This is a genomic window from Sphingomonas oligophenolica (genome assembly GCF_039522915.1).
Classification (GTDB): domain Bacteria; phylum Pseudomonadota; class Alphaproteobacteria; order Sphingomonadales; family Sphingomonadaceae; genus Sphingomonas; species Sphingomonas oligophenolica.
The window spans coordinates 34,555-56,136 of the sequence record NZ_BAAAEH010000028.1 but is presented as its reverse complement, the minus strand read 5'-3'; the positions used below and the strand labels follow the sequence as shown (position 1 = coordinate 56,136).

Genomic DNA, 21,582 nt, shown 5'->3' with positions numbered 1-21,582 from the left:
GGGCGATAAAGACGAAAAAGGGGAGAATGGATGAAAAAGCTCGGGCACATCCTGCCGCTGGGCATGGCGCTTGGCTGGTGCGCCGCACCCGGCGCGAGCGCGCAGATCGTGAAGGACGATCCGCAGATCCACGAATATACCCTCCGCAACGCCTCCGGCATGACCGTCCGCTTCCTTGACTATGGCGCGACCATCACGTCGATCGAGGTGCCCGATCGCGCCGGTCATTTCGACAATGTCGTGCTCGGCTATGGCTCGGCCGCCGACTATCGCGCGAAGAACGAGAAGAACCGCTTCGGCGCAGTGGTCGGCCGCTATGCCGGACGGATCGCCGGCGCGACGTTCAGCATCGGCGGCGTCGTCTCGCGGCTCACGCCCAATGACGGGCCCAATGCCCTGCACGGCGGCGGCAAGCCCGGACTCGACAGCAGGATCTGGCAGGTGAAGGAGTTTCACGAGAAGGGCGCGGTCGGCGCAAGGCTCACCGTCACCAGCCCCGATGGCGACCAGGGCTTTCCCGGGGCGCTGACGGTGACCGTCACCTACCGGCTTTCAGCCGACAATAATCTGCGCATCGACTATAGCGCGCGCACCACGCGGCCGACGGTGCTGAACCTCACCAACCACAGCTATTTCAACCTGGCCGGCGCGGGGAGTGGCTCGGTCGAGAAGCAGACTCTCGAGATCGACGCTTCACGCTGGGTGGAGACCGACCAGGCCGGCATTCCCACCGGCCGCTTTCCAGCAGTGGCGGGCACGCCGCTCGATTTCCGGATGTCGCGGCCGATCGGCGAACGGATCGATGCGAAACAGCCGATGATGGCGTCGCGTGGCGGATACAACCATGCCTGGCTGCTGGCGCGCGCGAACCGCCATGTGCCGGCAAGGGCGGCGACGCTGAGCGACCCGGCATCGGGCCGCCTGCTCCGGATCGAGACCAGCGAGCCCTCGCTCCAGGCCTATACCGGCGACTATATCGACGGGCAGGACAAGGATGCCAGGGGCCGGACGATCCATCCACGTGATGGAATCGCGCTCGAGACCCAGCATCTGTCGGACAGCCCTCATCACCCGACCTTCCCCTCGACCCTGCTGAGGCCGGGCGAGACCTGGCGGTCGACGACGCTGTGGCATTTCGGGCTGATGGCGGGCGCTGAGATTCACGGGCGCCGCGTTACCGCCGGGCAATGATGGGCGATATAGTCAGCGTGGCGCGGCATCGTCTCCGCCGACTGGCGGAACAGCCCTGCGAGGCGCAGGAAATTCTGCTGCGCGCGCACCGGCTCGATATCGTCTGCGAGCGGGTCCCAGGAGGTTGGGACAATCCCGCGCCCGAGCATTACAGCGAGCCAGTCGGATCGCCGCCATGGCCCGGCATCGGGCAAGAGGCGCCCCCTGCCCCCGAACAGCGCGATACGGTGCGCCAGGCTGTCGGGCAGCGCGATCTTCTCCCCGCCGATGCGCAGGACCGGCTCGCCTTCCATGGTCACCTCGTGCAGCAATGCGAGATCGCGACACTCCTCGAGTTCGGCCGACATCAAGCGCTCGAACTGATCGGCTTCGGCCGTGGCAGCGCCGCGATCCGGGATCAGCGACAGCAGCGCCGTGATTCCGATGCGCGCCCAATCCAGTTCGCTGGTCTCGATCGATTCGATTCTCGCGGCGGCGCTACCAAGGGCGACGAGGTTGCGCACCCAGAAACGCCGGCGACGCCCCATGCGGCGAGTGATGAAGTGGGGATCGCCGCAAGGAGTGCCGGCCGATGCCGTCACCTCGGCCAGCGCCACCTGAGGCTCGGTCATGCCGGAGGCGAACGCCAGCCCATAGTGGGTGCAGTGCTGAAGCGGAATCTGCTGCCACCATCCCCGCGCGCGCCACGATGCCCGGGTCCGGGGCGGAAGGTCAGCGAGCGCAGCGCCATCGACCGAGACAGCCCGATCACGGGGAAACAGCGTATTCCAATCGTCGAATCCAGTGCCCGGCACCTGTTCGGCGAGGACCGACGACGCGCCCGAGCAATCGACGAACAAGTCGCCCTCGACACGCCGCCCGTCCCGCAGGATGATCGCCGCGATCGCGCCATTCCCGCGGTCGATCTCGGCGCCGGCCGGATCGCCGACAAGGCATGCGACATTCTTTCCTGTCGCACCGATTTTCAGCAAGGCAGTGTAACGCCTTGTATCGAGGTGATAACCATAGTCCATCATCGCGCGCTTGTCGGCGGTGGGTCTGGCAAAACGCCCCATCGTCGCGGCGATCGCAGCAAGGTTGTAATTGTCGAGATCGATCGCCCGGCCAGCGGCGCGCGCGCGCAACCAGACCTGATAGAATTCGACGCCGCCGATCTCGAGGCCGAAATCGCCAAAGGCGTGGTGATAGTTCGGCCCCTGCACCCGTTGATCGTCGAAGGTTGTGCCAAGACGCATCGTACCGTGCGCAGCGGCGAGCATCTCATGCTCGTCAATGCCGATCAGGGCGTGGAAAACCTTGTGGGCGGGCAAGACTGTTTGAACGGGCGGCTCTTCGACGGCGCTGTCAATGACGGTGATGCCGATACCCATCGGCGTGAGCCGTGCCAGTGCCGCAGCCGCGATCCAGCCAGCACTGCCGCCGCCGACAATCACGATGCTGCGCAAACGCGCCGGCGTGGTCATCTCAGCATTGCCGATAGTTGACGAAGATATTGGCGGTCAGCCGGCCCTCGCATGGGCTGGGAACGAGCGGCTTGTCTTCGCTGATATGCCCCGAATGAAGCAGACAGCTGCGATAGATCGCCATGCGGTTGAACCGGGCATCACAGCCGCCGATCCGGACATAATGAAGGCTATCGCCGCCGACATAGCGTTGCGGCGGCACGTCTTCGACGAGCTCGCGCGCGCGCGCAGCATCATAAGCCGCTGCGCGCGCTTCATCGAGTGTCTCGTAGCCGGTGGCGCGGTGTCGGTAGAAAGAGGTCCCACCGAAATCAGGCGCGCACAGATAGTGAAGCAGGGCGAACTGAAGCGGATAGACTGTGTCGATATGCGGCGTGCGCTGTTGGACGGTGAGCTGTTCCGGCGGGGTCGTGGTGATCGACAAACTGCACTCGGCGTTGGACAGCGCTACATTCCGCAGCTTGAACGCCTGCTCGACGATCGGACTGAGCGCCCGAACGACTGCTTCGACATAGTTCAGGGGCGCTGCCGCGCGAACTCCGGGGTAACCGCCATCAGGGTTGCCAGCTGGCGTGAAAGCCACTTCCCAGGTCGCATAGTCGATCAACGCTGCCGGGTGATTGAGCAGATCGTCGACGATCAATACCGGCTCCCGTTCGTTGCCGACATGCCCAAGCACAACCCTCGGTCGCGGATTGACGCTGAGGTCGTAGGATATTGCCGAAGCGCTCGCCATTGTTCCGCTCTCCCCGACGCGCGATCATCGATACCCGGGGCGCCGATCAGACGGGAAAGGCTCCAGTCCGTTCGGACGGGAGCCTTTTCGTCGCTTGAGCGGCCGCAGCTGCGTGACGACACGCCGCTGCGGACCGCCCCCCTAGCCGCCGAATTTGGCGCGGATCGAAAAGATGATCCGCCGATCGTTCATGAACCAGGAGCGTGGCCGCCGATCGAGATTGTTGTCGATCACCTGGGTTGTCTCGATCACTTCGTTCAACAGATTGGTGCCTTGGAAGCCCATCTTGATGTGCGGCGTCACATTGTAGAAGATCGAGGCATCGAGCTGGCCGGTCGATTCATTGAAAACCGGGGCATAGGGCACGATCACGTCGCGCACCGTCAGCAGGTAGCGCGATCGCCACGAATAAGCAGCGCGGATCTCGAACCCATGGGCCTGATAGAAGGGCTCGATGTTGAACGTGTATTTCGACAGCCCCTGGAGGGGAAGCCTGCTGGTGTCGATATTGGCAACGCGTCCAGCGGCGACGTCGGGATCAGTGGCCGACAGGGTGCTTTGCCGCACTCCCTTGGAGTCGACATATGTAAAGTTGCCGTTGAAGCCGAACCCGCTCAGGAAACCGGGCAGGAAGGTGAAGGTCTGAGAATAACCGACCTCAAATCCCTTTACGCGACCGACGTCCGTCGAGTTGAGCGGCGTCGTGACCGGTCCGCTGAAAGTGGCGCCGTTGTTGGTGAACGACAGACGTTGCGTGCCGTTGGTCAGGACTCCGTAAAGGTCCTTCTTGAACAGCGACAATGTCAACTGGCCAACGCTCGAGAAATACCACTCGGCCGTCAGATCGTAATTGTTCGACCGAATGGGCTTCAAATATGGGTTGCCGACATTGAAGATAGTGGAAGGCGCGCCATTGGTATTGATCGTCGCGTCGAGTGTATTCAGCGTGACGTTGTAGAATGCGCGGGTCAGGCCGAAATCCGGTGGCGCAATCCCCTGGTTGAAGGCGGCGCGGAATTGAAGACCACCACCGACCTTGAGCGTTAGGTTCAGGCTGGGCAGAAAATAATGATAATCCACCTTGGTCGAGATTGGGGTCAGTGCCCCGTTCGCGAACGCGTTTGCGTTCGCGACCACCGTCGGCCCGAGTGCGCAGAACGGCGTAGGCGGCTGGCCATTCTGCGGCGGATCGCAGGTAAAGGTCGTTCGAGGAAAGGAATAATAGCCACTCGCCATGCGACTTGTCGTTGAATAGCGCAGGCCGACATTCCCGCTCAGATTCCAGCCATTGCCAAGCGGATTGCCGAACCGGATTTCGCCATAAACGGCGTTGTTGCGCTCCTGCACTGGATTGATCTCGCCCGGCAGGAACGGCGTACCGGCGACCACGCCGCAGCGCTGGGCGAGCGGCACCCAGTTTTGGGGGCAGCCATTGGCCAGTCGGTCGCGCCACTCGTCGCCGATCGCGAGCGCCGCATTGGATGCGCCGGTGTAGTTCGTGATCAGGTCGTCGGGGAAGAAAAGCCGCCCTTGCCCCGTCGGCAGATTGACCGAACTCCGGAAAAAGTTCCCGAAGGAGAATGGCTGGCTGGGCCCTGGCGAACCGCCGGCCGCGTTGGGATTGCCGTTGACTCCCTCATCGAGCCAGACCGGTCCCGTGCCGCCCCAGATTTCACTCAGCACACCCCAGTTATACGTCGAGAAGCGCGCAGTGTTGTGGCGATCGGAGAAGCGGTAGCCAGCGCGGATCGAGCTCAGCCAGCTATCTTCGGGAAAGGAATAATCCAGATCGATTCGAGCAGCATTCTCGTAGCCGTCGCTATCCTCGATATGATCCATCGCGGAGCGATAATAGCTGTTATAGGGGTCGAGATAGCTTGGATGCGCCGGGTTCATGAACAGCGTTGCGCCAGCGTTGGTGAGCGGCAGGAAGTTCACATAAGCCGGGTTGTCCCCGTTCATCTTGATGTTGACGTTCTGGAACGTGGAGGTCCAGATTCCGAAATCCGTGTTCGTAACCCGCGACTTGGTGTGCTGATAATCAAGATTTACACCAAGTCGGTCCGTGACCTTCCACTTGAAGTTTGCACCATAGTCGTCGGTCAGAAAGCGCTGATCGACATGGCGCGTGATATTGTTGCTTTGCAGCCCATTGATCGGAGTCCGAATGTTGGATGCATCGCCCCATTGATCCGCGCGGTAACCGTTCGGTGCCGTGATGGTGCCGTCGGTAAAGATGCCTTCATTATCGAAATTAAAGGACGTGCCGGGCAACGGCTGGGAATCGCCGTTGCTGGTCACATTGTCAGTGGCGATCTCCACCGCATGCTCGGTCCAGGTCTCGCGCGAATCCGAGCGAAGGAACTGGAAGGTCGCCGTCATCGATTCGTCGGTACTGCGCCACTGTGCGGCCGCCGAATAGCCGTAGCGGACGCGATCGGTCACCTGAGAGCGTATCGCCGCGCCGCGCGGGATATAAACGATCGTGTCGCCCGCACCGGCCGGGGGCTCTCCAAAACTGCCATTGGCATGGCGAGTCCGCTCCCCCCAGTTCGAAATCTGCAGACCGTCCGAGCGCGAGCGCAGCTCGGAACGGACGAAGCTGCCCATAAGGCCGAATTCGCCGATGCCGGTTTGCCAGCGATCGCTCGCCAGAACCGAAACCGTCGGCGAGGAATCATGGACAAAATCGCCATAATTCATTTCAAGCGTACCCGCGATCAGCAAACCCTTGGAATCGAAGGGCACACGCGTTCGCAGGTTGACCGTCCCTGCAATGCCGCCTTCGACCATGTCCGCGCTCGGGCTCTTGAACACGTCGACCCCAGCGAGCAGTTCCGAGGGTACATCGGCAAAGCTCAGCCCCCGCCCGTTATTGGCGGTGAAGGTGTCGCGACCGTTCAGTTCCGAGCGAGTGTAGGTCAGGCCGCGCACAACGACGCCGGAACCCTCGACCGAGAAATGGTCGGGATCGACGCCAGCCGCGAAACGGCTGATCGCGACGCCGGGAACGCGCTGCAAAGCCTCGGTGACTGAACGATCGGGAAGGGCGCCGATGTCCTCGGCTGAAATCGAGTCGCTGACGACTTCGGCATTCTGCTTCAGGGCCTGAGCGGTCTTGAGGCTCTGGCGAATGCCTGTAACGACGACATCCGCCTCACTTGGGACATCGGACGCCTGGCTTGGGGTCGGCGTAGCCTGCCCCTCCGACGTAGCCGTCGCGAACGCTGAATCGCCGGCCCGGACTCCGGCTCCGGCCTGCGCGCCGAGTGCCCATGCGGGTGCAGCGGCCGATACGGCACAAAGCGCAAGCAGCGAAACGCCGCCCCTCAGCGCAAGCCCAAAGCTCTCATTATATGCTGATTCACCAATGCGCAGCGCGCACGAAAAGTCGCTCATCAGGTCTGCCCCTCCCATGTTACCGCTACCACTTTCGGGCGCGTTTTTATTCTTGGCTATCACCGCTTGGATGGCCATGATGCCGTATCGGACATAAATTGCAAGTACCCACCGCAAGAAAGTCCCACGTCGGACAAGATTGAGGGTTTTTGCACCGGCAGTGTGATCGGAAACACACGCCCGGCATAACAGGCCCGAAAGGTGCCGGAGGGGATCGAATTGACCGTTGAACATCGCGCTGACGCGACCGGATCAATCACTGGGCTGCGTCGAATTCTCGTCGTCGGCGGCGGTACGGCGGGTTGGATGACAGCGGCGTCGCTCGGCTGGGCCTTGTCAGCGTTGCCGATCGAAATCGTGGTTGTCGAATCGGATGAGATCGGAACTGTCGGGGTCGGCGAAGCGACGGTGCCTCACATCCGATTCTTCAACCAGCGGCTCGGCATTGACGAAGCCGATTTCATGCGGCGCACCAATGCCACCTTCAAGCTGGGCATCGAGTTCCGCGACTGGGCACGGATCGGCGATAGTTATATTCACCCGTTCGGCGATTTCGGCCGCGACATTGCGGGCCTCCCTTTCCATCAGCACTGGTTGCGACTCGCGCGCGCCGGGCGTGTGGCCAGCCTAGAGGCCTTCTCGCTGCCGATTCTCGCAGCTCGCGCCGACCGCTTCGCGCCGCCGTCGCCGGACCCGGCGGCGATCGAATCGACTTTTTCCTATGCCTATCAGTTCGATGCGACGCTCTATGCCGCCTATCTGCGGGACTATGCCGAGGCGCGCGGGGTACGGCGCGTCGAAGGAAAGATCACAACGGTCGATCGCGATGGCGAGACTGGTCTGGTCGAGGCGGTGCGGCTGGAAAGCGGCGCCGAGCTCGAGGCGGATCTGTTTGTCGACTGTTCCGGCTTCAGCGGACTATTGATCGAGCGCGCGCTTCAGACGGGCTACGAGGAGTGGACTCACTGGCTGCCTTGCGACCGCGCGCTCGCCGTGCCGTGCGCGCATGGCGGGCCACTCTCTCCCTATACCCGTGCGACCGCGCGTGACGCGGGCTGGCAATGGCGGATTCCGCTCCAGCACCGGGTCGGCAATGGCCATGTCTTTTCGACCGCCTTCACCGATGTCGATTCGGCGCGCGACGTGCTGATGGCCAATCTCGAGGGCGAGGCGCTGGCCGAACCGAAGCTGCTCCGCTTCGTGACCGGCAAGCGCAAGAAGCAATGGGTCGGCAATGTCGTCGCGATCGGGCTTTCGGCGGGCTTTCTGGAGCCGCTCGAATCGACGAGCATCCACCTGATTCAGCTCGCGATCACCAAGCTGATCGACCTGCTCCCCGCTGATGGCTGGGATGAGCTCGACGCAATCGAGTTCAATCGGTCGATGGAGATCGAATATGAGCGCGTCCGCGATTTCCTGATCCTGCATTATTGCGCGACCGAGCGCAGCGACACCGAATTCTGGAACCATTGCCGGACGATGACGCTGCCCGATTCGCTGCTCTACAAGATGGCGGTGTTCAAGGAGCGCGGCACGGTCGTCAAATATAGCGAAGGCTTCTTCCTCGAACCGAGCTGGCTCGCGGTCTATTATGGCCAGCGCGTCCTGCCCGAACAGGTCAGTCCCCTGGTCGAGGCGCTACCGGTCGAGGATGTCGCCGCGCGCGTCGCGGCGATGGGCGCCGCCTTCGCCAGGGCGGCCGCGGCGATGCCGATGCACGCCGATTATCTCCGCGCACAGGGCGTGGCGGCATGAGCATGCCCGGCATCGAGACAGTCGCGATCCTGGGCGGCAGCGTCGCGGGATGGATGGCGGCGGCGACCCTCGCCCGCCGGCTGCCGCGCCAGCGCTACCGCGTCATCCTGATCGAGACCGCGCAGGACGGCGACGGGCTGGGCGATTTCGGCACGACATTGACGAGCCTGCCCTCGATCAAGCCGTTTCACGAATCGCTCGGGATCGACGAATCTTTGTTGCTGCGCGCGACGCGCGGCAGCTTCGCGCTGGGCGTCGCCTTTTCCGGCATGGCGACGCGGGATTCGGCCTGTTTCCTCCCATTCGGCGCGATCGGGGCGCCGATCGGACCGGTGGCTTTTCACCAGTTGCTGACCAGGCTTCGCCAGCAGGGCCGCGACGTGCGCGCCGCCGACTATTCGATCGCCGCGATCGCCGCCCAGGCAGGCCGCTTCACGCGGCCGAGCGCCGACCAGGGATCGACGCTTTCGCAGTTCTCCTATGGCCTGCATCTCGATGCCTGGGGTTATCTCGCAGCCCTGCGCGCCACCGCGGAAGCGCATGGCGCCCGCGCCGCCGCCGCGCCGTTCGGGCGCGCGCTGATCGGCGAGAATGGCGATGTGGCGGGCATCGAGCTCGCCGATGGCGAGATCGTGCCGGTGATGCTCGCCATCGACGCGACCGGCGCCCCTGCCCTACTGAGCGGGGTGGCGATCGGTGGCGGGTTCGAAAGCTGGCGGCACTGGCTGCCCTGCGACCAAAGCGCCGCGCTGCGGGTCGCCGATCCTGGCGACCCCCTTCCCTTCAGCCACGTAGAAGCCATGGCAACCGGCTGGCACGGCACGACGCCGCTCGCCGGCGAAGTGGGACGGCTGGTGTGCTGGAGCAGCGCGTTCGGGGATGCCGATACCGCGCGCACCGCGCTGGGCGTCGCCGATGGGCCCGATCCACATATGGTCGCGTTCGAAAATGGCCGGCGCGCCCTGCCCTGGCATCGCAATGTCGTCGCGATCGGCGCGGCCGCCTGTGTGATCGAGCCGCTCCATCCGGTTGCGCTTCATCTCGTGCAGAGCGCGCTTGCCCGTCTCGTGACGCTGTTTCCCGCGTCGGCGCATGCGCCGGTCGAGGCGGCCGAATATAATCGCATGACGATCAACGAACTCGAACGCACGCGCGATTTCCTGATCGCGCATTATGCCACGAATCGCCGGGCAGGCGATCCGTTCTGGGATGCCGTGCTCACCTCGACCCCGCCGGAGAGGGTACTCTACAAGCTGCAGATGTTCGCGAGTGCCGGCCGGATGCCGATGTTCGACGACGAGATGTTCGAGGAGGAGGACTGGATCGCGCTGCTCGACGCGCAAGGCCTTCATCCGCGGCGCCACAATGCCCTTTCGGGCGCGGTGCCGATCGAACGGATCGAGCAGCATCTCGCCCGGCTCCGCGAGGCGATTATCGCGGCTGTGAAGACGATGCCGCGGCATGGCGACTATCTCCGGCGCGCTCATGCCGCGACGGCCCGCGGAGCCGCGGCATGAGCGCGCCGGAGCCGATTAGCAGCGTCATCATCGTCGGCGGCGGTACCGCGGGTTGGATGGCGGCGGCGGCCCTGGCGCGGCTGGTGCGCACCGGGGTGAAGGTGACGCTGGTGGAATCCGACGCGATCGCCACCATCGGCGTCGGCGAGGCGACGATCCCGCCGATCCGCAACTTCAACGGGCTGCTCGGGCTCGACGAGAATGATTTTCTGAGCAAGACCCAAGGCTCGATCAAGCTCGGCATCGATTTTATCGGCTGGACGCGCGAGGGGCACCGCTACACCCATCCGTTCGGCGAGTTCGGCCTGGATATCGAGGGCGTGAAGTTCCACCAGTTCTGGCGCAAGCTCTATGCCGCCGGCCAGGCGAGCTGGATCGAGGATTATAATCTCTGCGCCACCGCGCAAAAGCTCGGCCGTTTCACGCCGCCCGTCCCCGATCCGAACTCGGTGCTGTCGCGGCTCAATTACGCCTATCATTTCGATGCCTCGCTCTATGCCGCCTATCTGCGCGCCTATGCCGAGGCGGGCGGAGTAGTGCGGATCGAGGGCAAGGTCGACGCGGTCAATTTGCGGGGCGAGGACGGCCATGTCGAAGCGATCACGCTCGAGGGCGATCGCCGGATAGAGGGCGAGCTGTTCGTCGACTGCACCGGCTTTCGCGCGCTGTTGATCGAAGGGGCGCTCGGCACCGGTTTCGAATCCTGGAGGCACTGGCTGCAATGCGATCGCGCGGTCGCGGTGCCGACGGCGAGCACCAGCCGCGCCATCACGCCCTTCACCCAGGCGACCGCGCACCGCGCCGGCTGGCAATGGCGGATCCCGCTCCAGCACCGGGTCGGCAATGGCCATGTCTATTGCAGCGACGATATCAGCGATGACGAGGCGACCGCGACGCTCATCGCCAATGTCGACGGCGTACCCTTGCGCGATCCGCTTCTGCTCCACTTCGAGGCGGGGCGACGCAAGCTGGCGTGGAACCGCAACGTGGTCGCGCTCGGGCTCGCCTCGGGCTTTGTCGAACCGCTCGAATCGACCAGCATCCACATGATCCAGACCGGTGTCTCCAAGCTGCTGGCGCTGTTCCCCGATCGCGGTTTTTCCCCGGTGGAACGCGACGAATATAACCGCCAGAGCCAGCTCCAGATGGAGCAGGTGCGCGATTTCGTCATCCTCCATTATCATGCCAATGAGCGCCGCGAGGGTGAGCTGTGGCGCCGGGTGCGCGAGATGCCGGTTCCCGAGGCGCTGGCGCGCAAGATCGCGCTGTTTCGCAACCGCGGCCGCTTCTTCCGCCATGACGACGAACTGTTCGCGGAGTCGAGCTGGGTCGCGGTTCTGCTTGGCCAGAACATCATGCCGAGTGGCTGGGATCCGCTGGCCGACGCGGTCGACCCCGCCCTGGTCCGCCAGCGGCTCGATCGCATCCGCGAGGTTTACCGGCGCGCCGCGGAGGCGATGCCGCGGCTCGAAGACTGGATCGCCCGCAATTGCCCGGCGCAGACACCCGACATGCCCATGAGAAAGACCGCATGACCGACAACCGAATCCGCAAGATCGTCATCGTCGGCGGCGGCACCGCCGGCTGGATGGCAGCCGCCACCTTCGCCAAACTGCTCTCCACCGACTATACCGAGATCACCCTGATAGAGTCCGACCAGATCGGTATCATCGGCGTCGGCGAGGCGACGATTCCGCAAATGGCGATCTTCAACCGGATGCTCGGGATCGACGAGGACGAATTCCTTCGCGAGACCCAGGGCAGCTTCAAGCTCGGCATCGAATTCGTCGACTGGGGCCGGCTGGGCCGCAAATATTTCCACCCGTTCGGCAAGTTCGGTGTCGACATGGCGGGCGTGTCGTTCCACGCGCACTGGCTGCGCGCTCATCTCGCCGGCGACCCAAGGCCAATCGAGGAATATTCGCTCCAGGCGCTGGCCGGCGAGCAGGCGAAGTTCATGCGCTCGATCGACAATGGCAAGAATTCGCCCTTGTCCGAGATCGCCTATGCCTATCATTTCGATACGTCGCTCTACGGCCCCTATCTTCGGCGCTATTCAGAAGCGCGCGGTGTCGTCCGGCGGGAAGGCAAGATCGTCGATGTCGCGCTGCGCGGCACGGATGGTTTCATTGAGGCGGTCACGCTCGAGAATGGCACCCGAATCGACGGCGAGCTGTTCATCGATTGCTCGGGTTTCCGTGGGCTGCTGATCGAGCAGGCGCTCGGTGGCGGTTATGACGACTGGTCGCACTGGCTGCCCTGCAACCGCGCGGTCGCCGTCCCTTGCGCGCATGGCAGCCATTTCAGCCCCTACACGCGCTCGACCGCCCACAGCGCCGGCTGGCAATGGCGCATCCCGCTCCAGCACCGGATCGGTAACGGCCATGTCTTCTCGACCGACTATATGAGCGAGGATGAGGCGACCGCGATCCTGCTCGCCAATCTCGATGGCGAAGCGCTGGCGGAACCGCGCACTGTCCCGTTCAAGAGCGGGCATCGCAAGCGGATGTGGATCAAGAACTGCGTTGCGCTCGGGCTCGCGTCGGGCTTCATGGAGCCGCTCGAATCGACCAGCATCTGGCTGGTGCAGAGCGGACTCGCCCGCCTGATGGGAATGTTCCCCGATCGCAGCTTCGCGCCGGGCACGATCGAGCGCTACAACCGCATCCTGCTCAATGAATATTGCCAGATCCGCGATTTCATCATCCTGCATTATCACGCGACCGAACGCGACGATTCCCCCTTCTGGGACTATTGCCGGACGATGGCGATCCCCGAGCGGCTGAGCGAGAAGATGCGCTGCTTCGAGGAATATGGCCGCACCTTCCGCGACGATGACGAACTGTTCAACGAGACGAGCTGGTTCGCGGTGATGAACGGCCAGTGCATGAAGCCCGCCACCCATGATCCGGTCGCCGATGTGCTCAGCCCGGATCTACTCCAGGCGCGGCTGGTCAATATCCGCGAAACGATCGCCGCTTCGGTCGGCTACATGCCGAGTCACCGGGTCTTTATCGACAAGAATTGTGCCGCGACGTGACCGCGAAAGCCCGGGAGCTCCTCATGCCGATCCGCTCCGCCGCCGCGATCCTTGGCACGCTGGCGTTTGTCGCCGGGCGCCCGATCATTGCCGCCGATGTGCCCGCGACGGTCCATGTGAACCAGCTCGGCTTCGAGCCCGCATCTGTCAAGCGCGCGATCGTCAACGATCCGGCGACGACCCCCTTGCCCTGGCGGCTGCTCGACGCGGAGGGCGCGACCATCGCCCAAGGCGTGACCAAAGTGATCGGCGACGACGCGGCTTCCGGCGACCATGCTCACCAGATCGATTTCTCGCAGGTAGCGACCCAAGGCATTTACCGGCTCCAGGTCGGGACCTCGGAGAGTCGCCCCTTCCCGGTCGCGCCCGGTATCTACAAACCGCTTCAATATGCTGCGCTCAACTATTTCTACCAAACCCGCGCCGGCATCGCGATCGAGGCGCGCTATGCTGGTGGCGCGACTTGGGCGCGCCCGGCCGGGCACCCGAAAGAGGTCGCGCCCTGCTTTTCAGGCAGGGACGATCGCGGCAATGACTGGCCGGGTTGCGACTATGCGCTCGATGTGACCGGCGGCTGGTATGACGCCGGCGACCAGGGCAAATATGTCGTCAATGGCGGCATCGCCTTGTGGACGCTGCAGAATCTCTATGAACGCGAGGCGGCGGGCAGCGCCCCCTCCCCCTTCGCCGACGGAAAGGTGAAGATCCCCGAGGCCGGCAACGGCCGCAACGACCTGCTCGACGAGGCGCGCTGGGAGATGAATTTCCTGCTCGCCATGCAGGTCCCCGAGGGCAAGCATATCAAAGTCCCGGTCGGCCTGCAGAAATGGGGCGCACCGCTTGTCCTGACCGATGTGGATGCTTCGGGCATGGCGCATCACAAGGTCGCCGATCGCGCCTGGACGCCGCTGCCGACCGCCCCCGCCGCCGATCCGCAGCCGCGCCTGCTTTATCCGCCGAGCACTGCAGCGACCCTCAACCTCGCGGCCACCGCTGCGCAATGCGCGCGGATCTGGCGTGCGATTGATCCGCCGTTCGCGGCGCGCTGCCTGGCGGCGAGCGAGCGGGCGTTCAAGGCGGCGCTGCGTAACCCCGAAGTCTATGCCCCGAACAGCTTCACCGGCAGCGGCGGCTATGGCGACACCCATCTTGCCGACGAATTCTACTGGGCCGCGGCCGAGCTGTTCGTGACGACGGGCGCGTCCGCCTATCGCGACGCGGTGACTCATATGGCGCAGTTTATCGCACCGCTGAGCGAGCCGAGCTGGTCGAGCACCGCTGCGCTCGGCACGATCGCGCTGGCCACGATACCGAACACACTGGCTCCGGAAGAGGTCGCTGCCCAACGCGCGTTGATCGTCGCGGCGGCTGACCATTTCCTCGCCGAGGAAAAGCAGAGCGGCTACCGAATCCCCTTCGCGGGCACCGCCTATGTCTGGGGATCGAACGGCTCACTCCTCAACCGCGCGATGATCCTCGCTTTGGCTGAGCGACTGACCGGCGAAGCGCGTTACCGCGAAGCCGTGGTCGACGTGATGGATTATGTCCTCGGCCGCAATCCGCTCGACCAGAGCTATGTCGCCGGCTTCGGCGCCAACCCGGTCCACAATCCGCACCACCGCTTCTGGGCGCATTCGCTCGACCCGAGGATGCCGCCACCACCACCGGGCGTGCTGTCGGGCGGGCCCAATTCGACCGCGATGGTCGACACCATCGCCAGCACCATGAAGGGCAAATGCGCGCCTCAGCGATGCTGGACCGACAAGGCCTATGCCTTTTCGATGAACGAGGTCGCGATCAACTGGAACGCGCCCCTGTTCTGGGTGACGGCCTATCTGGACGAGCCGCGCTGACGCGTGCCTATTTCCGCCTGGAAAGCGAACCGAGCAGATAAGCGCGGATACGCTCGGTGCGGCCGGGACTGGCGGCTCCGAGCACGCCACGCACCTCCTCGGGGAGATGGGCGCCCGCCCCCGCCGCGCCCTCGTCGAACACCAGGTGATCGAACCATGCCCGCCACGCCCGTTTCTCGGCAAGCGGCAGATCGCGCACGCTCATCATCGCATGGACCATCGCGACGAAGGGCGAGGCGGCGGTATCATAGTCCCACCAGTAATTGACCAGCACATTGAAGGTATCGAACGCGCGGACATGGTGCCACCAGATCGCCGGGATGAGCAGCGCGTCGCCCGGGCCGAGATCGGCGACCTGGGCGTGCTTCAGCGCCTCGACGAAGCGCGGATAGCGTTCGAGATCGGGCTCGTCGGGATCGACCATCGACACCGGCGGGCCTGCAAGCGTGCGGTCGAGCGGGCCGACATAGAGGTTGGCGACCTGCTCGGGCGGAAACAGGGTGAAGCGCCGCCTGCCTGCCACCACTGCAGCGAGATTGGTCGAAGCGTCATAATGGGTCGCGACCCGCATTGCATTGCCGATCCACACACGCGGCATCGCGCCGGTCGTCGGCAGGTCGAGCCGGTTCGCCGCGGCCCAGCCCGGCAGATGATCCGCGGCGGTGGCGGCATCGGCATAGATCGCTGGCGGATTGGCCGTTTCACTCTCGGCGAGACGGAGAAGCTCGCCGATCAGCGCCTGGAGCGGCACTTTCTGGCGCTGGAAATTGAAGCCGCTCATGTCGTCGTTGTAGAAGAAGCGTCCGGCGATCTCGGGCGCGCCGATCATCACCTCGAGTGGCTTGCTGCCCGCGAATCCGGCGACATAGCCGGCGAGCGCCCGCTTCCCTGCCTTTTCTGCGGCGACCGCCGGCCAATCGGCGACCTGTCCGCGCAGCACGATCGGCGCATAGTGGCCGGCGACTTCGCGCGCGAAGGTGTCGGCATCGACCGCACCGCGCTCGGCGACGCGGGTTTCGGTTGCGGCGGGCAGATCAACGATCATGCTGCTTTGTTACCGTTAACGGGCGCCGTCCGCCATCCTCAGGCCGGGATCGTCGTCCGCGAGGGCGGGCGGCGGCGCGGGGCTGCGTCGGACTGGCGGCGAACCAGAGTGAAATCGAGCAGCACATGCTGAGGCGCGTCGCTGCTCGGCGCGCCGCGGCGGCGAATCGTCGAGACCAGCATTTCCACCGCGGCACGCGACATGTCGGCGATCGGCTGATGGATCGTGGTCAGCTCGGGCCAGATCGCGGTCGCGAGCGTCGTATCGTCGAAGCCGCACACAGTGAGGTCGCCCGGCACGTCGAGCCCGCGCCGATGCGCGACCGCGACCGTCGCGGCGGCCATGTCGTCATTGCTCGCGAAGATGGCGGTAGGCGGATTGGCGACATCGAGCAGCGCCTCGGCGGCATCGAGCCCTGACCTGTAGGTGAACAGGCCGCGCGCGATCAGCGCATCGTCGGCCGGCATATGCGCGTCGGCGAGCGCCTGGCGATAGCCGCGCAGGCGTTCCTCGCTCGCGGTCTGCGCCGGGTTGCCGACGATAAAGCCGATGCGATGGTGGCCAAGCGCCACGATGTGCCGCGTCATTGAATAAGCCGCGGCGAATTCGTCGATGCTGACGGCGAACAGGCTTTTGTCGGGCCGGCCGCTGCCGACCAGCACCGCGGGCACGCCTTCTGCAACGATCGTCTCGATCAGTTTGGCCGAATCGCACAAGGGCGACGGAAGGATGAGCCCGCCGATCCCGCTTTCGATCAGATGCTTCGCGACCTCCACCTCATGATCGCCGAGATCGCATTTCTCGATGATGAGCTGGACGTCGCTTCGGCTTGCCTGATCGAGGCTGCCGACCAGGAATTCGCTGAGATAGGCAGCGCTCGGGTTGCTGTAGAGCAGGCCGATCCGGTCCTGCCCCGCTCCCGCCAGGCTTCGCGCCGCCGAATTGGGCGAATAGCTGAGCGCCGAGATCGCCGCATTGACTGCCTCGCGCGTCGACGGGCGGACATTGGCTTCGCCGTTGATCACGCGGGATACCGTCATCGACGACACGTTCGCCATGCGCGCAACATCGCGTATCGTCGGGGCGGATCGCCGGCGGCGGGTGGTCTTCTCGTTCACTGTGTCTCCGCTCCTCCGCATCGCTAATAGCGCATTATTTCGGTTTGACACCATCTCTGCCAGTTCAGTTCTTTCCTTCCTGAGCGTGCCCGATGGAGAGAAGGCACCGGCGGGGCGGCTGGCCGTTCCCCGGCACCATTTTCGAGAGCGAAAATTCGGCACGTTCCGGCAATGGGCAATCCTATTGACAAGGTTGGTCATGCGCCATCATGGTACCGGTATCAGATAAGGCCGCAAAGGCCGGGGCTTCCGCCCCGCGAGAGGATGGGTCGATGGCAGGAATATCGCGCCGCGAAAGTCTGATGATGGCAGCCGGCATGGTGCTGACCGCCTGTGCAGGCGGCGGCTCTTCCTCGGCAAGCGGCGCAGCGCCGGGGCCGACTCCGGCACCCTCCCCTACGCCGACACCAATGCCTTCACCCACTCCCTCGGGGCTGTCGCTGAACGCGGCCGCGATGGCCAAGGGGATGCGGTTCGGCTCGACCTTCGCCTGGAGCGACCCGGGTGCCGATCGCGGCTCGTTCGCCAACCCTTCCTATGCGGCGCTGCTCGAAGGGGAATGCGGGCTGCTCGTCCCCGAGAATGAGCTGAAATGGCAGTCGATCCGCCCGAGCCCGACAAGCTTCGACTTCGCCCGTTTCGACGCGATGCTTGCTTATGCCGAAAGCAGGAAGCTGGCGGTGCGGGGCCATAACCTGCTCTGGCACCAACCGAAATGGATGCCTGCATGGGAGGAAAGCTATGATTTCGGCGCCAACCCGGCGACTGAAGCGGCGCGGCTGCTGACCGAGCATATCCGCACCGTTACCACGCGCTACGGCACGAGGATCAAGGGCTATGACGTCGTCAACGAGGCAGTGAACCCGTCCGACCAGAGCCTTTACCAGACAGCGCTGTCGCGGGCGATGGGCGGCGCGGAGGCAACGCTCGATCTCGCCTTCCACACCGCGCGCGACAGCGCGCCACAGGCCCAGCTCGTCTATAACGACTATATGAGCTGGGAGCCGGGCAATGATCAGCACCGCGCCGGCGTGCTCAAGCTGCTCGAGGGCTTCAGGACGCGCGGCACGCCGGTCGATGCGCTCGGCGTGCAATCGCACCTCATCACGCAAGGGACCGATATCGCCGGGAGCGTGTCGGCGCAGCAGGCGGCCTGGAAGCGCTTCCTCGATCAGGTAGTGGCGATGGGCTACAAGCTGCTGATCACCGAGTTCGATGTGCGTGACAATGGCCTGCCCGCCGACATCACGGTGCGAGACAAGGCGGTGGCTGACTATTCCCGCGCCTATCTCGACGTGATGTTCGCCTATCCGCAGCTCGCCGATGTGCTCGTGTGGGGCATGTGCGATCGGTACAGCTGGATCGAGGGGTTCGAGCCGCGCAGCGATGGCGCCAAGCGCCGCCCTTGCCCCTATGACGCGAATTTCAACGCCAAGCCGATGCGCGCCGCGATCGCTGACGCCTTCGCCGCTGCGGGAGGCCGCTGAACCGGGGGAAGTCGAGGCACAAGCCGCGAAAGGCGGCACGAAGAGGAGGGGAAAGAATGCGGCATGTAATGACGATCGTTGTCGCCGCGGCACTCTGGACAATGCCGGGCCTGGCCCAGGCGCAGACAGCGGCGCCCGGCCCGGCACCGGCGGCCTCGGACAATATCCTCGACAAGGCGATCAACAAGCCAGGCGCCAACTGGACGGTGTACGGCGCCAACCAGAAAACCAAGCTGATGAACGAGCCGGGTGTGCCCGGCAATCAGTTCTTCCGCGCGACCATCACGGCGAAGGGCGCCAATGCGTGGGACATCGGCGCGAACTCGCCGATCCAGAAGCCGATCGCGGCGGGCGACACCATCCTGGTCGCCATCTGGCTGCGCGCGCCCGAGCTCAAGGACGACGAGACGATGCCGCTCCCCTATATCGGGGCGAACGGCGCGGCGCCCCCTTATGACGGGCTGGTCAGCGCCAATGTAACGGTCGGCAAGGCGTGGAAACTCTATTACGCCTCGGGCAAGGCAACCAGGGATTTCGCCGGTGGAACGGTGAACGCGACCGTTCATCTCGCCTCGGACAAGCATGTGATCGATCTCGGGCCCGTCTTCGTGCTCGATTTCGGCCAGAACTACGCCAAGAAATTGCCCGACAACAACACCCCGTAACAGGCGGGGCGGGCTCGAACCGGGAGAGTGAATTTTGACCAAGAGCATCTGGGCGGCCGCGCTGACCGCAGCCCTTCTGGCCGGCAGCACCGGGCCGATTGCGGCGGCGCCGCGCAAGGCGCCGGTAAAACCCGCCAAGGCAGTCGTCTCGCCCGACGCCCGCGCCGTCGCGCTGATCGCGAAGATGACACGCGACGAAAAACTGAGCCTCGTGTTCGGCTATTTCGGCACTGACTTTCCGTCGAAGAAATATCTCACGCCGAAAGGGGCGTTGCCCGGTTCGGCCGGCTATGTGCCCGGCATCCCGCGGCTCGGCATTCCGGCGCAGTGGCAGACCGATGCCGGCGTCGGCGTCGCAACCCAGGGTGGTGCGCTCAAGAAACGCGAGCGCACCGCCCTCCCCTCCGGCCTCGCCACCACGGCGAGCTGGAACCCGGCGATCGGCTTTGCCGGCGGCGCGATGATCGGCAACGAAGCGCGCCGATCGGGCTTCAACGTGATGCTCGCGGGCGGCGTCGACCTGATGCGCGAGCCGCGCAACGGCCGGAATTTCGAATATGGCGGCGAGGATCCCCTGCTTGCCGGCACGATGGTCGGCGCGCAGATCGCCGGCATCCAGTCCAACCACATCATCTCGACCGTGAAACATTATGCGGTCAACGACCAGGAGACGGATCGCAACGCGGGCAACTCGATCGCCACCGAGGCGGCGCTCCGGACGTCCGACCTGCTTGCCTTCCAGTTCGCGATCGAGCGCTCCAATCCCGGGTCGGTGATGTGCTCGTACAACCGGGTTAATGGCGATTTTGCCTGCGAGAATGATTTCCTGCTCAACCAGGTGCTGCGCAAGGACTGGAAATGGCCGGGCTATGTGATGTCCGACTGGGGCGCGACGCACAGCGCAGCCAAGGCAGCCAATGCCGGGCTCGACCAGGAATCGGGCTTTCCCTTCGACGACCAGCCCTGGTTCGGCGCGCCGCTCAAGGATGCGATTGCGAGCGGCGCGGTGAGCGAAGCGCAGCTCGACACGATGGCGAGCCGGATCCTGCGCTCGATGGCGGCGCACGGCCTGCTCGACCATCCGGTCGCCGAAGCGCCGATCGACTATGCGGCCCATGCCGTTGTGACCCGCCAGGATGCCGAGGAAGGCGCGGTGCTGCTCAAGAATGCTGGCGCGATCCTGCCGCTGTCGCACGGCGTCAAGCGGATCGCGGTGATCGGCGGGCACGCCGACAAGGGCGTGCTGGCGGGCGGCGGATCGTCGCTGGTCTATCCGATCGGCGGCAATGCCGTGCCCGGGATCGTCCCGACGAGCTGGCCGGGACCGATCATGTACTACCCTTCCGCGCCGCTGGCCGAGATCGCCAGGCAGGCGCCCGGCGCGCAGGTCCGCTTCGCGAGCGGCGCCGATCCGGTCGAGGCTGCCGCGCTCGCGAAGGACAGCGACGTCGTCATCGTCTTCGCAACGCAGTGGGCGGGCGAATCCTTCGACGTGCCGCTTGGCCTCACTGACAATCAGGACGCGCTGATCGGCGCGGTCGCTGCCGCGAACCCGAAGACAGTGGTGGTGCTCGAGACCGGCGGGCCGGTGCTGACGCCGTGGATCGATCAGGTCGGCGGCGCGATCGAGGCATGGTATCCGGGCACCCAGGGCGGTGCCGCGATCGCCAACCTGCTGTTCGGCAAGGTCAACCCGTCGGGGCATCTGCCGGCGACCTTCCCGAAAAGCGTCGACCAATTACCGCGCCCGAGTGCCCCGAATGCCGGCGACACGACCTATGCCGAAGGGGCGACGGTCGGCTATAAATGGTTCGACATGAAGGGGCTGGAGCCGCAATTCGCGTTCGGCCATGGGCTCAGCTATACCAGCTTCAGCTATGGCGGATTGACCGCGAGCCCGGCCGGCGCCGGGCTGAATGTGCGATTCACCGTGCGCAACACCGGCAAGGTGGCGGGCAAGGCAGTGCCGCAAATCTATGTCGCGGGCGATGGCTGGGAAGCCCCGAAGCGCCTCGGTGGCTTTGCCAAGGTCGCGCTGGCGCCGGGCGCCTCCAGGCAGGTGACGGTGACGGTCGATCCGCGGCTGCTCGCGACCTGGGATGCGGCGGGGCATCAGTGGCGGATCGCGGGCGGCACCTATGAGGTGATGCTCGGCGCCTCCTCACGCGACATCAAGCAGACCGTGACGGTGCATGTCGACGCGCGAACGCTACCGGTTGGGTGGGCGCCGGCGCGTAACGAGGTAACGAGGTAACGAGCAAGGTGTTTTGGATCGCGCTATCGCACAGATAGCAGAGGGGGCGCTGAGCAAGG

14 protein-coding genes are annotated in these 21,582 nt (G+C 64.7%); 9 read left to right on the top strand and 5 right to left on the bottom strand.

All coding sequences use genetic code 11. The features are described from left to right. The first annotated feature begins 30 nt into the window (after positions 1-30). Positions 31-1,191 carry an aldose epimerase family protein gene (locus ABD050_RS13960; protein ID WP_343890003.1) on the top strand — a complete coding sequence of 387 codons (1,161 nt, stop codon included), beginning with the start codon at positions 31-33 and terminating at the stop codon, positions 1,189-1,191. On the opposite strand, the gene ABD050_RS13955 is transcribed toward ABD050_RS13960, so the two are convergent. The 3 genes from ABD050_RS13955 to ABD050_RS13945 all read right to left on the bottom strand — a co-directional run bounded on the left by ABD050_RS13955 (position 1,161) and on the right by ABD050_RS13945 (position 6,789). Beyond that, complete coding sequence (locus ABD050_RS13955; RefSeq protein ID WP_343890002.1) at positions 1,161-2,654, bottom strand: tryptophan halogenase family protein; 1,494 nt, start codon at positions 2,652-2,654, stop codon at positions 1,161-1,163. The two genes, ABD050_RS13960 and ABD050_RS13955, sit on opposite strands and share 31 nt — an antisense overlap. A 1-nt stretch (position 2,655) precedes the next feature. After that, on the bottom strand, positions 2,656-3,390 hold the full coding sequence (locus ABD050_RS13950) for a DUF6445 family protein (protein ID WP_343890001.1): 735 nt from the start codon (positions 3,388-3,390) through the stop codon (positions 2,656-2,658). 141 nt (positions 3,391-3,531) lie between these two features. Further along, positions 3,532-6,789, bottom strand: coding sequence for a TonB-dependent receptor (locus ABD050_RS13945; RefSeq protein WP_343890000.1), 3,258 nt, complete (start codon positions 6,787-6,789; stop codon positions 3,532-3,534). 219 nt (positions 6,790-7,008) lie between these two features. Here ABD050_RS13945 and ABD050_RS13940 point away from each other — a divergent pair, with 219 nt between their 5' ends. The 5 genes from ABD050_RS13940 to ABD050_RS13920 are packed head-to-tail and all read left to right on the top strand — an operon-like array spanning position 7,009 to position 14,954. Next, positions 7,009-8,544, top strand: a complete 1,536-nt coding sequence (locus ABD050_RS13940; protein WP_343889999.1) for a tryptophan halogenase family protein — start codon at positions 7,009-7,011, stop codon at positions 8,542-8,544. Continuing rightward, complete coding sequence (locus ABD050_RS13935; RefSeq protein ID WP_343889998.1) at positions 8,541-10,061, top strand: tryptophan halogenase family protein; 1,521 nt, start codon at positions 8,541-8,543, stop codon at positions 10,059-10,061. Before ABD050_RS13940 ends, ABD050_RS13935 begins: the two co-directional genes overlap by 4 nt. Further along, on the top strand, positions 10,058-11,596 hold the full coding sequence (locus ABD050_RS13930; protein ID WP_343889997.1) for a tryptophan halogenase family protein: 1,539 nt from the start codon (positions 10,058-10,060) through the stop codon (positions 11,594-11,596). Before ABD050_RS13935 ends, ABD050_RS13930 begins: the two co-directional genes overlap by 4 nt. After that, the gene (locus ABD050_RS13925) at positions 11,593-13,101 is read left to right on the top strand and encodes a tryptophan halogenase family protein (RefSeq protein ID WP_343889996.1); all 1,509 of its coding nucleotides are present in this window, start codon (positions 11,593-11,595) and stop codon (positions 13,099-13,101) included. The genes ABD050_RS13930 and ABD050_RS13925 overlap by 4 nt, the downstream gene beginning before the upstream one ends. 23 nt (positions 13,102-13,124) lie before the next feature. Beyond that, positions 13,125-14,954: a glycoside hydrolase family 9 protein gene (locus ABD050_RS13920; RefSeq protein ID WP_343889995.1), complete on the top strand. Its 1,830-nt coding sequence runs from the start codon at positions 13,125-13,127 to the stop codon at positions 14,952-14,954. Positions 14,955-14,961: 7 nt separating this feature from the next. Here ABD050_RS13920 and ABD050_RS13915 read toward each other — a convergent pair whose 3' ends face one another. Together ABD050_RS13915 and ABD050_RS13910 are read right to left on the bottom strand one after the other, a co-directional pair. Continuing rightward, positions 14,962-15,999 (bottom strand): cupin-like domain-containing protein, encoded by a 1,038-nt coding sequence (locus ABD050_RS13915; RefSeq protein ID WP_343889994.1) that lies wholly within the window; start codon positions 15,997-15,999, stop codon positions 14,962-14,964. Positions 16,000-16,037: 38 nt separating this feature from the next. Then, positions 16,038-17,117, bottom strand: coding sequence for a LacI family DNA-binding transcriptional regulator (locus ABD050_RS13910; RefSeq protein WP_343889993.1), 1,080 nt, complete (start codon positions 17,115-17,117; stop codon positions 16,038-16,040). A gap of 272 nt (positions 17,118-17,389) precedes the next feature. Between ABD050_RS13910 and ABD050_RS13905 the strand changes: the two genes are divergently transcribed. The 3 genes from ABD050_RS13905 to ABD050_RS13895 are packed head-to-tail and all read left to right on the top strand — an operon-like array spanning position 17,390 to position 21,523. Beyond that, positions 17,390-18,604 (top strand): endo-1,4-beta-xylanase, encoded by a 1,215-nt coding sequence (locus ABD050_RS13905; protein WP_343889992.1) that lies wholly within the window; start codon positions 17,390-17,392, stop codon positions 18,602-18,604. 56 nt (positions 18,605-18,660) lie between these two features. Next, positions 18,661-19,269: a hypothetical protein gene (locus tag ABD050_RS13900; protein WP_343889991.1), complete on the top strand. Its 609-nt coding sequence runs from the start codon at positions 18,661-18,663 to the stop codon at positions 19,267-19,269. A 34-nt stretch (positions 19,270-19,303) separates the two neighbouring features. Further along, complete coding sequence (locus ABD050_RS13895; protein ID WP_343889990.1) at positions 19,304-21,523, top strand: glycoside hydrolase family 3 protein; 2,220 nt, start codon at positions 19,304-19,306, stop codon at positions 21,521-21,523. Positions 21,524-21,582 lie beyond the last annotated feature (59 nt).

What these genes read in the sequence shown, in the direction of transcription:
- ABD050_RS13925 (WP_343889996.1), top strand. Translation starts at nt 11,593, where the DNA reads ATGACCGACAACCGAATCCGCAAGATCGTCATCGTCGGCGGCGGCACC.
- ABD050_RS13950 (WP_343890001.1), bottom strand. Translation starts at nt 3,390, where the DNA reads ATGGCGAGCGCTTCGGCAATATCCTACGACCTCAGCGTCAATCCGCGA.
- ABD050_RS13955 (WP_343890002.1), bottom strand. Translation starts at nt 2,654, where the DNA reads ATGACCACGCCGGCGCGTTTGCGCAGCATCGTGATTGTCGGCGGCGGC.
- ABD050_RS13960 (WP_343890003.1), top strand. Translation starts at nt 31, where the DNA reads ATGAAAAAGCTCGGGCACATCCTGCCGCTGGGCATGGCGCTTGGCTGG.
- ABD050_RS13905 (WP_343889992.1), top strand. Translation starts at nt 17,390, where the DNA reads ATGGCAGGAATATCGCGCCGCGAAAGTCTGATGATGGCAGCCGGCATG.
- ABD050_RS13920 (WP_343889995.1), top strand. Translation starts at nt 13,125, where the DNA reads ATGCCGATCCGCTCCGCCGCCGCGATCCTTGGCACGCTGGCGTTTGTC.
- ABD050_RS13935 (WP_343889998.1), top strand. Translation starts at nt 8,541, where the DNA reads ATGAGCATGCCCGGCATCGAGACAGTCGCGATCCTGGGCGGCAGCGTC.
- ABD050_RS13915 (WP_343889994.1), bottom strand. Translation starts at nt 15,999, where the DNA reads ATGATCGTTGATCTGCCCGCCGCAACCGAAACCCGCGTCGCCGAGCGC.
- ABD050_RS13900 (WP_343889991.1), top strand. Translation starts at nt 18,661, where the DNA reads ATGCGGCATGTAATGACGATCGTTGTCGCCGCGGCACTCTGGACAATG.
- ABD050_RS13930 (WP_343889997.1), top strand. Translation starts at nt 10,058, where the DNA reads ATGAGCGCGCCGGAGCCGATTAGCAGCGTCATCATCGTCGGCGGCGGT.
- ABD050_RS13945 (WP_343890000.1), bottom strand. Translation starts at nt 6,789, where the DNA reads ATGAGCGACTTTTCGTGCGCGCTGCGCATTGGTGAATCAGCATATAAT.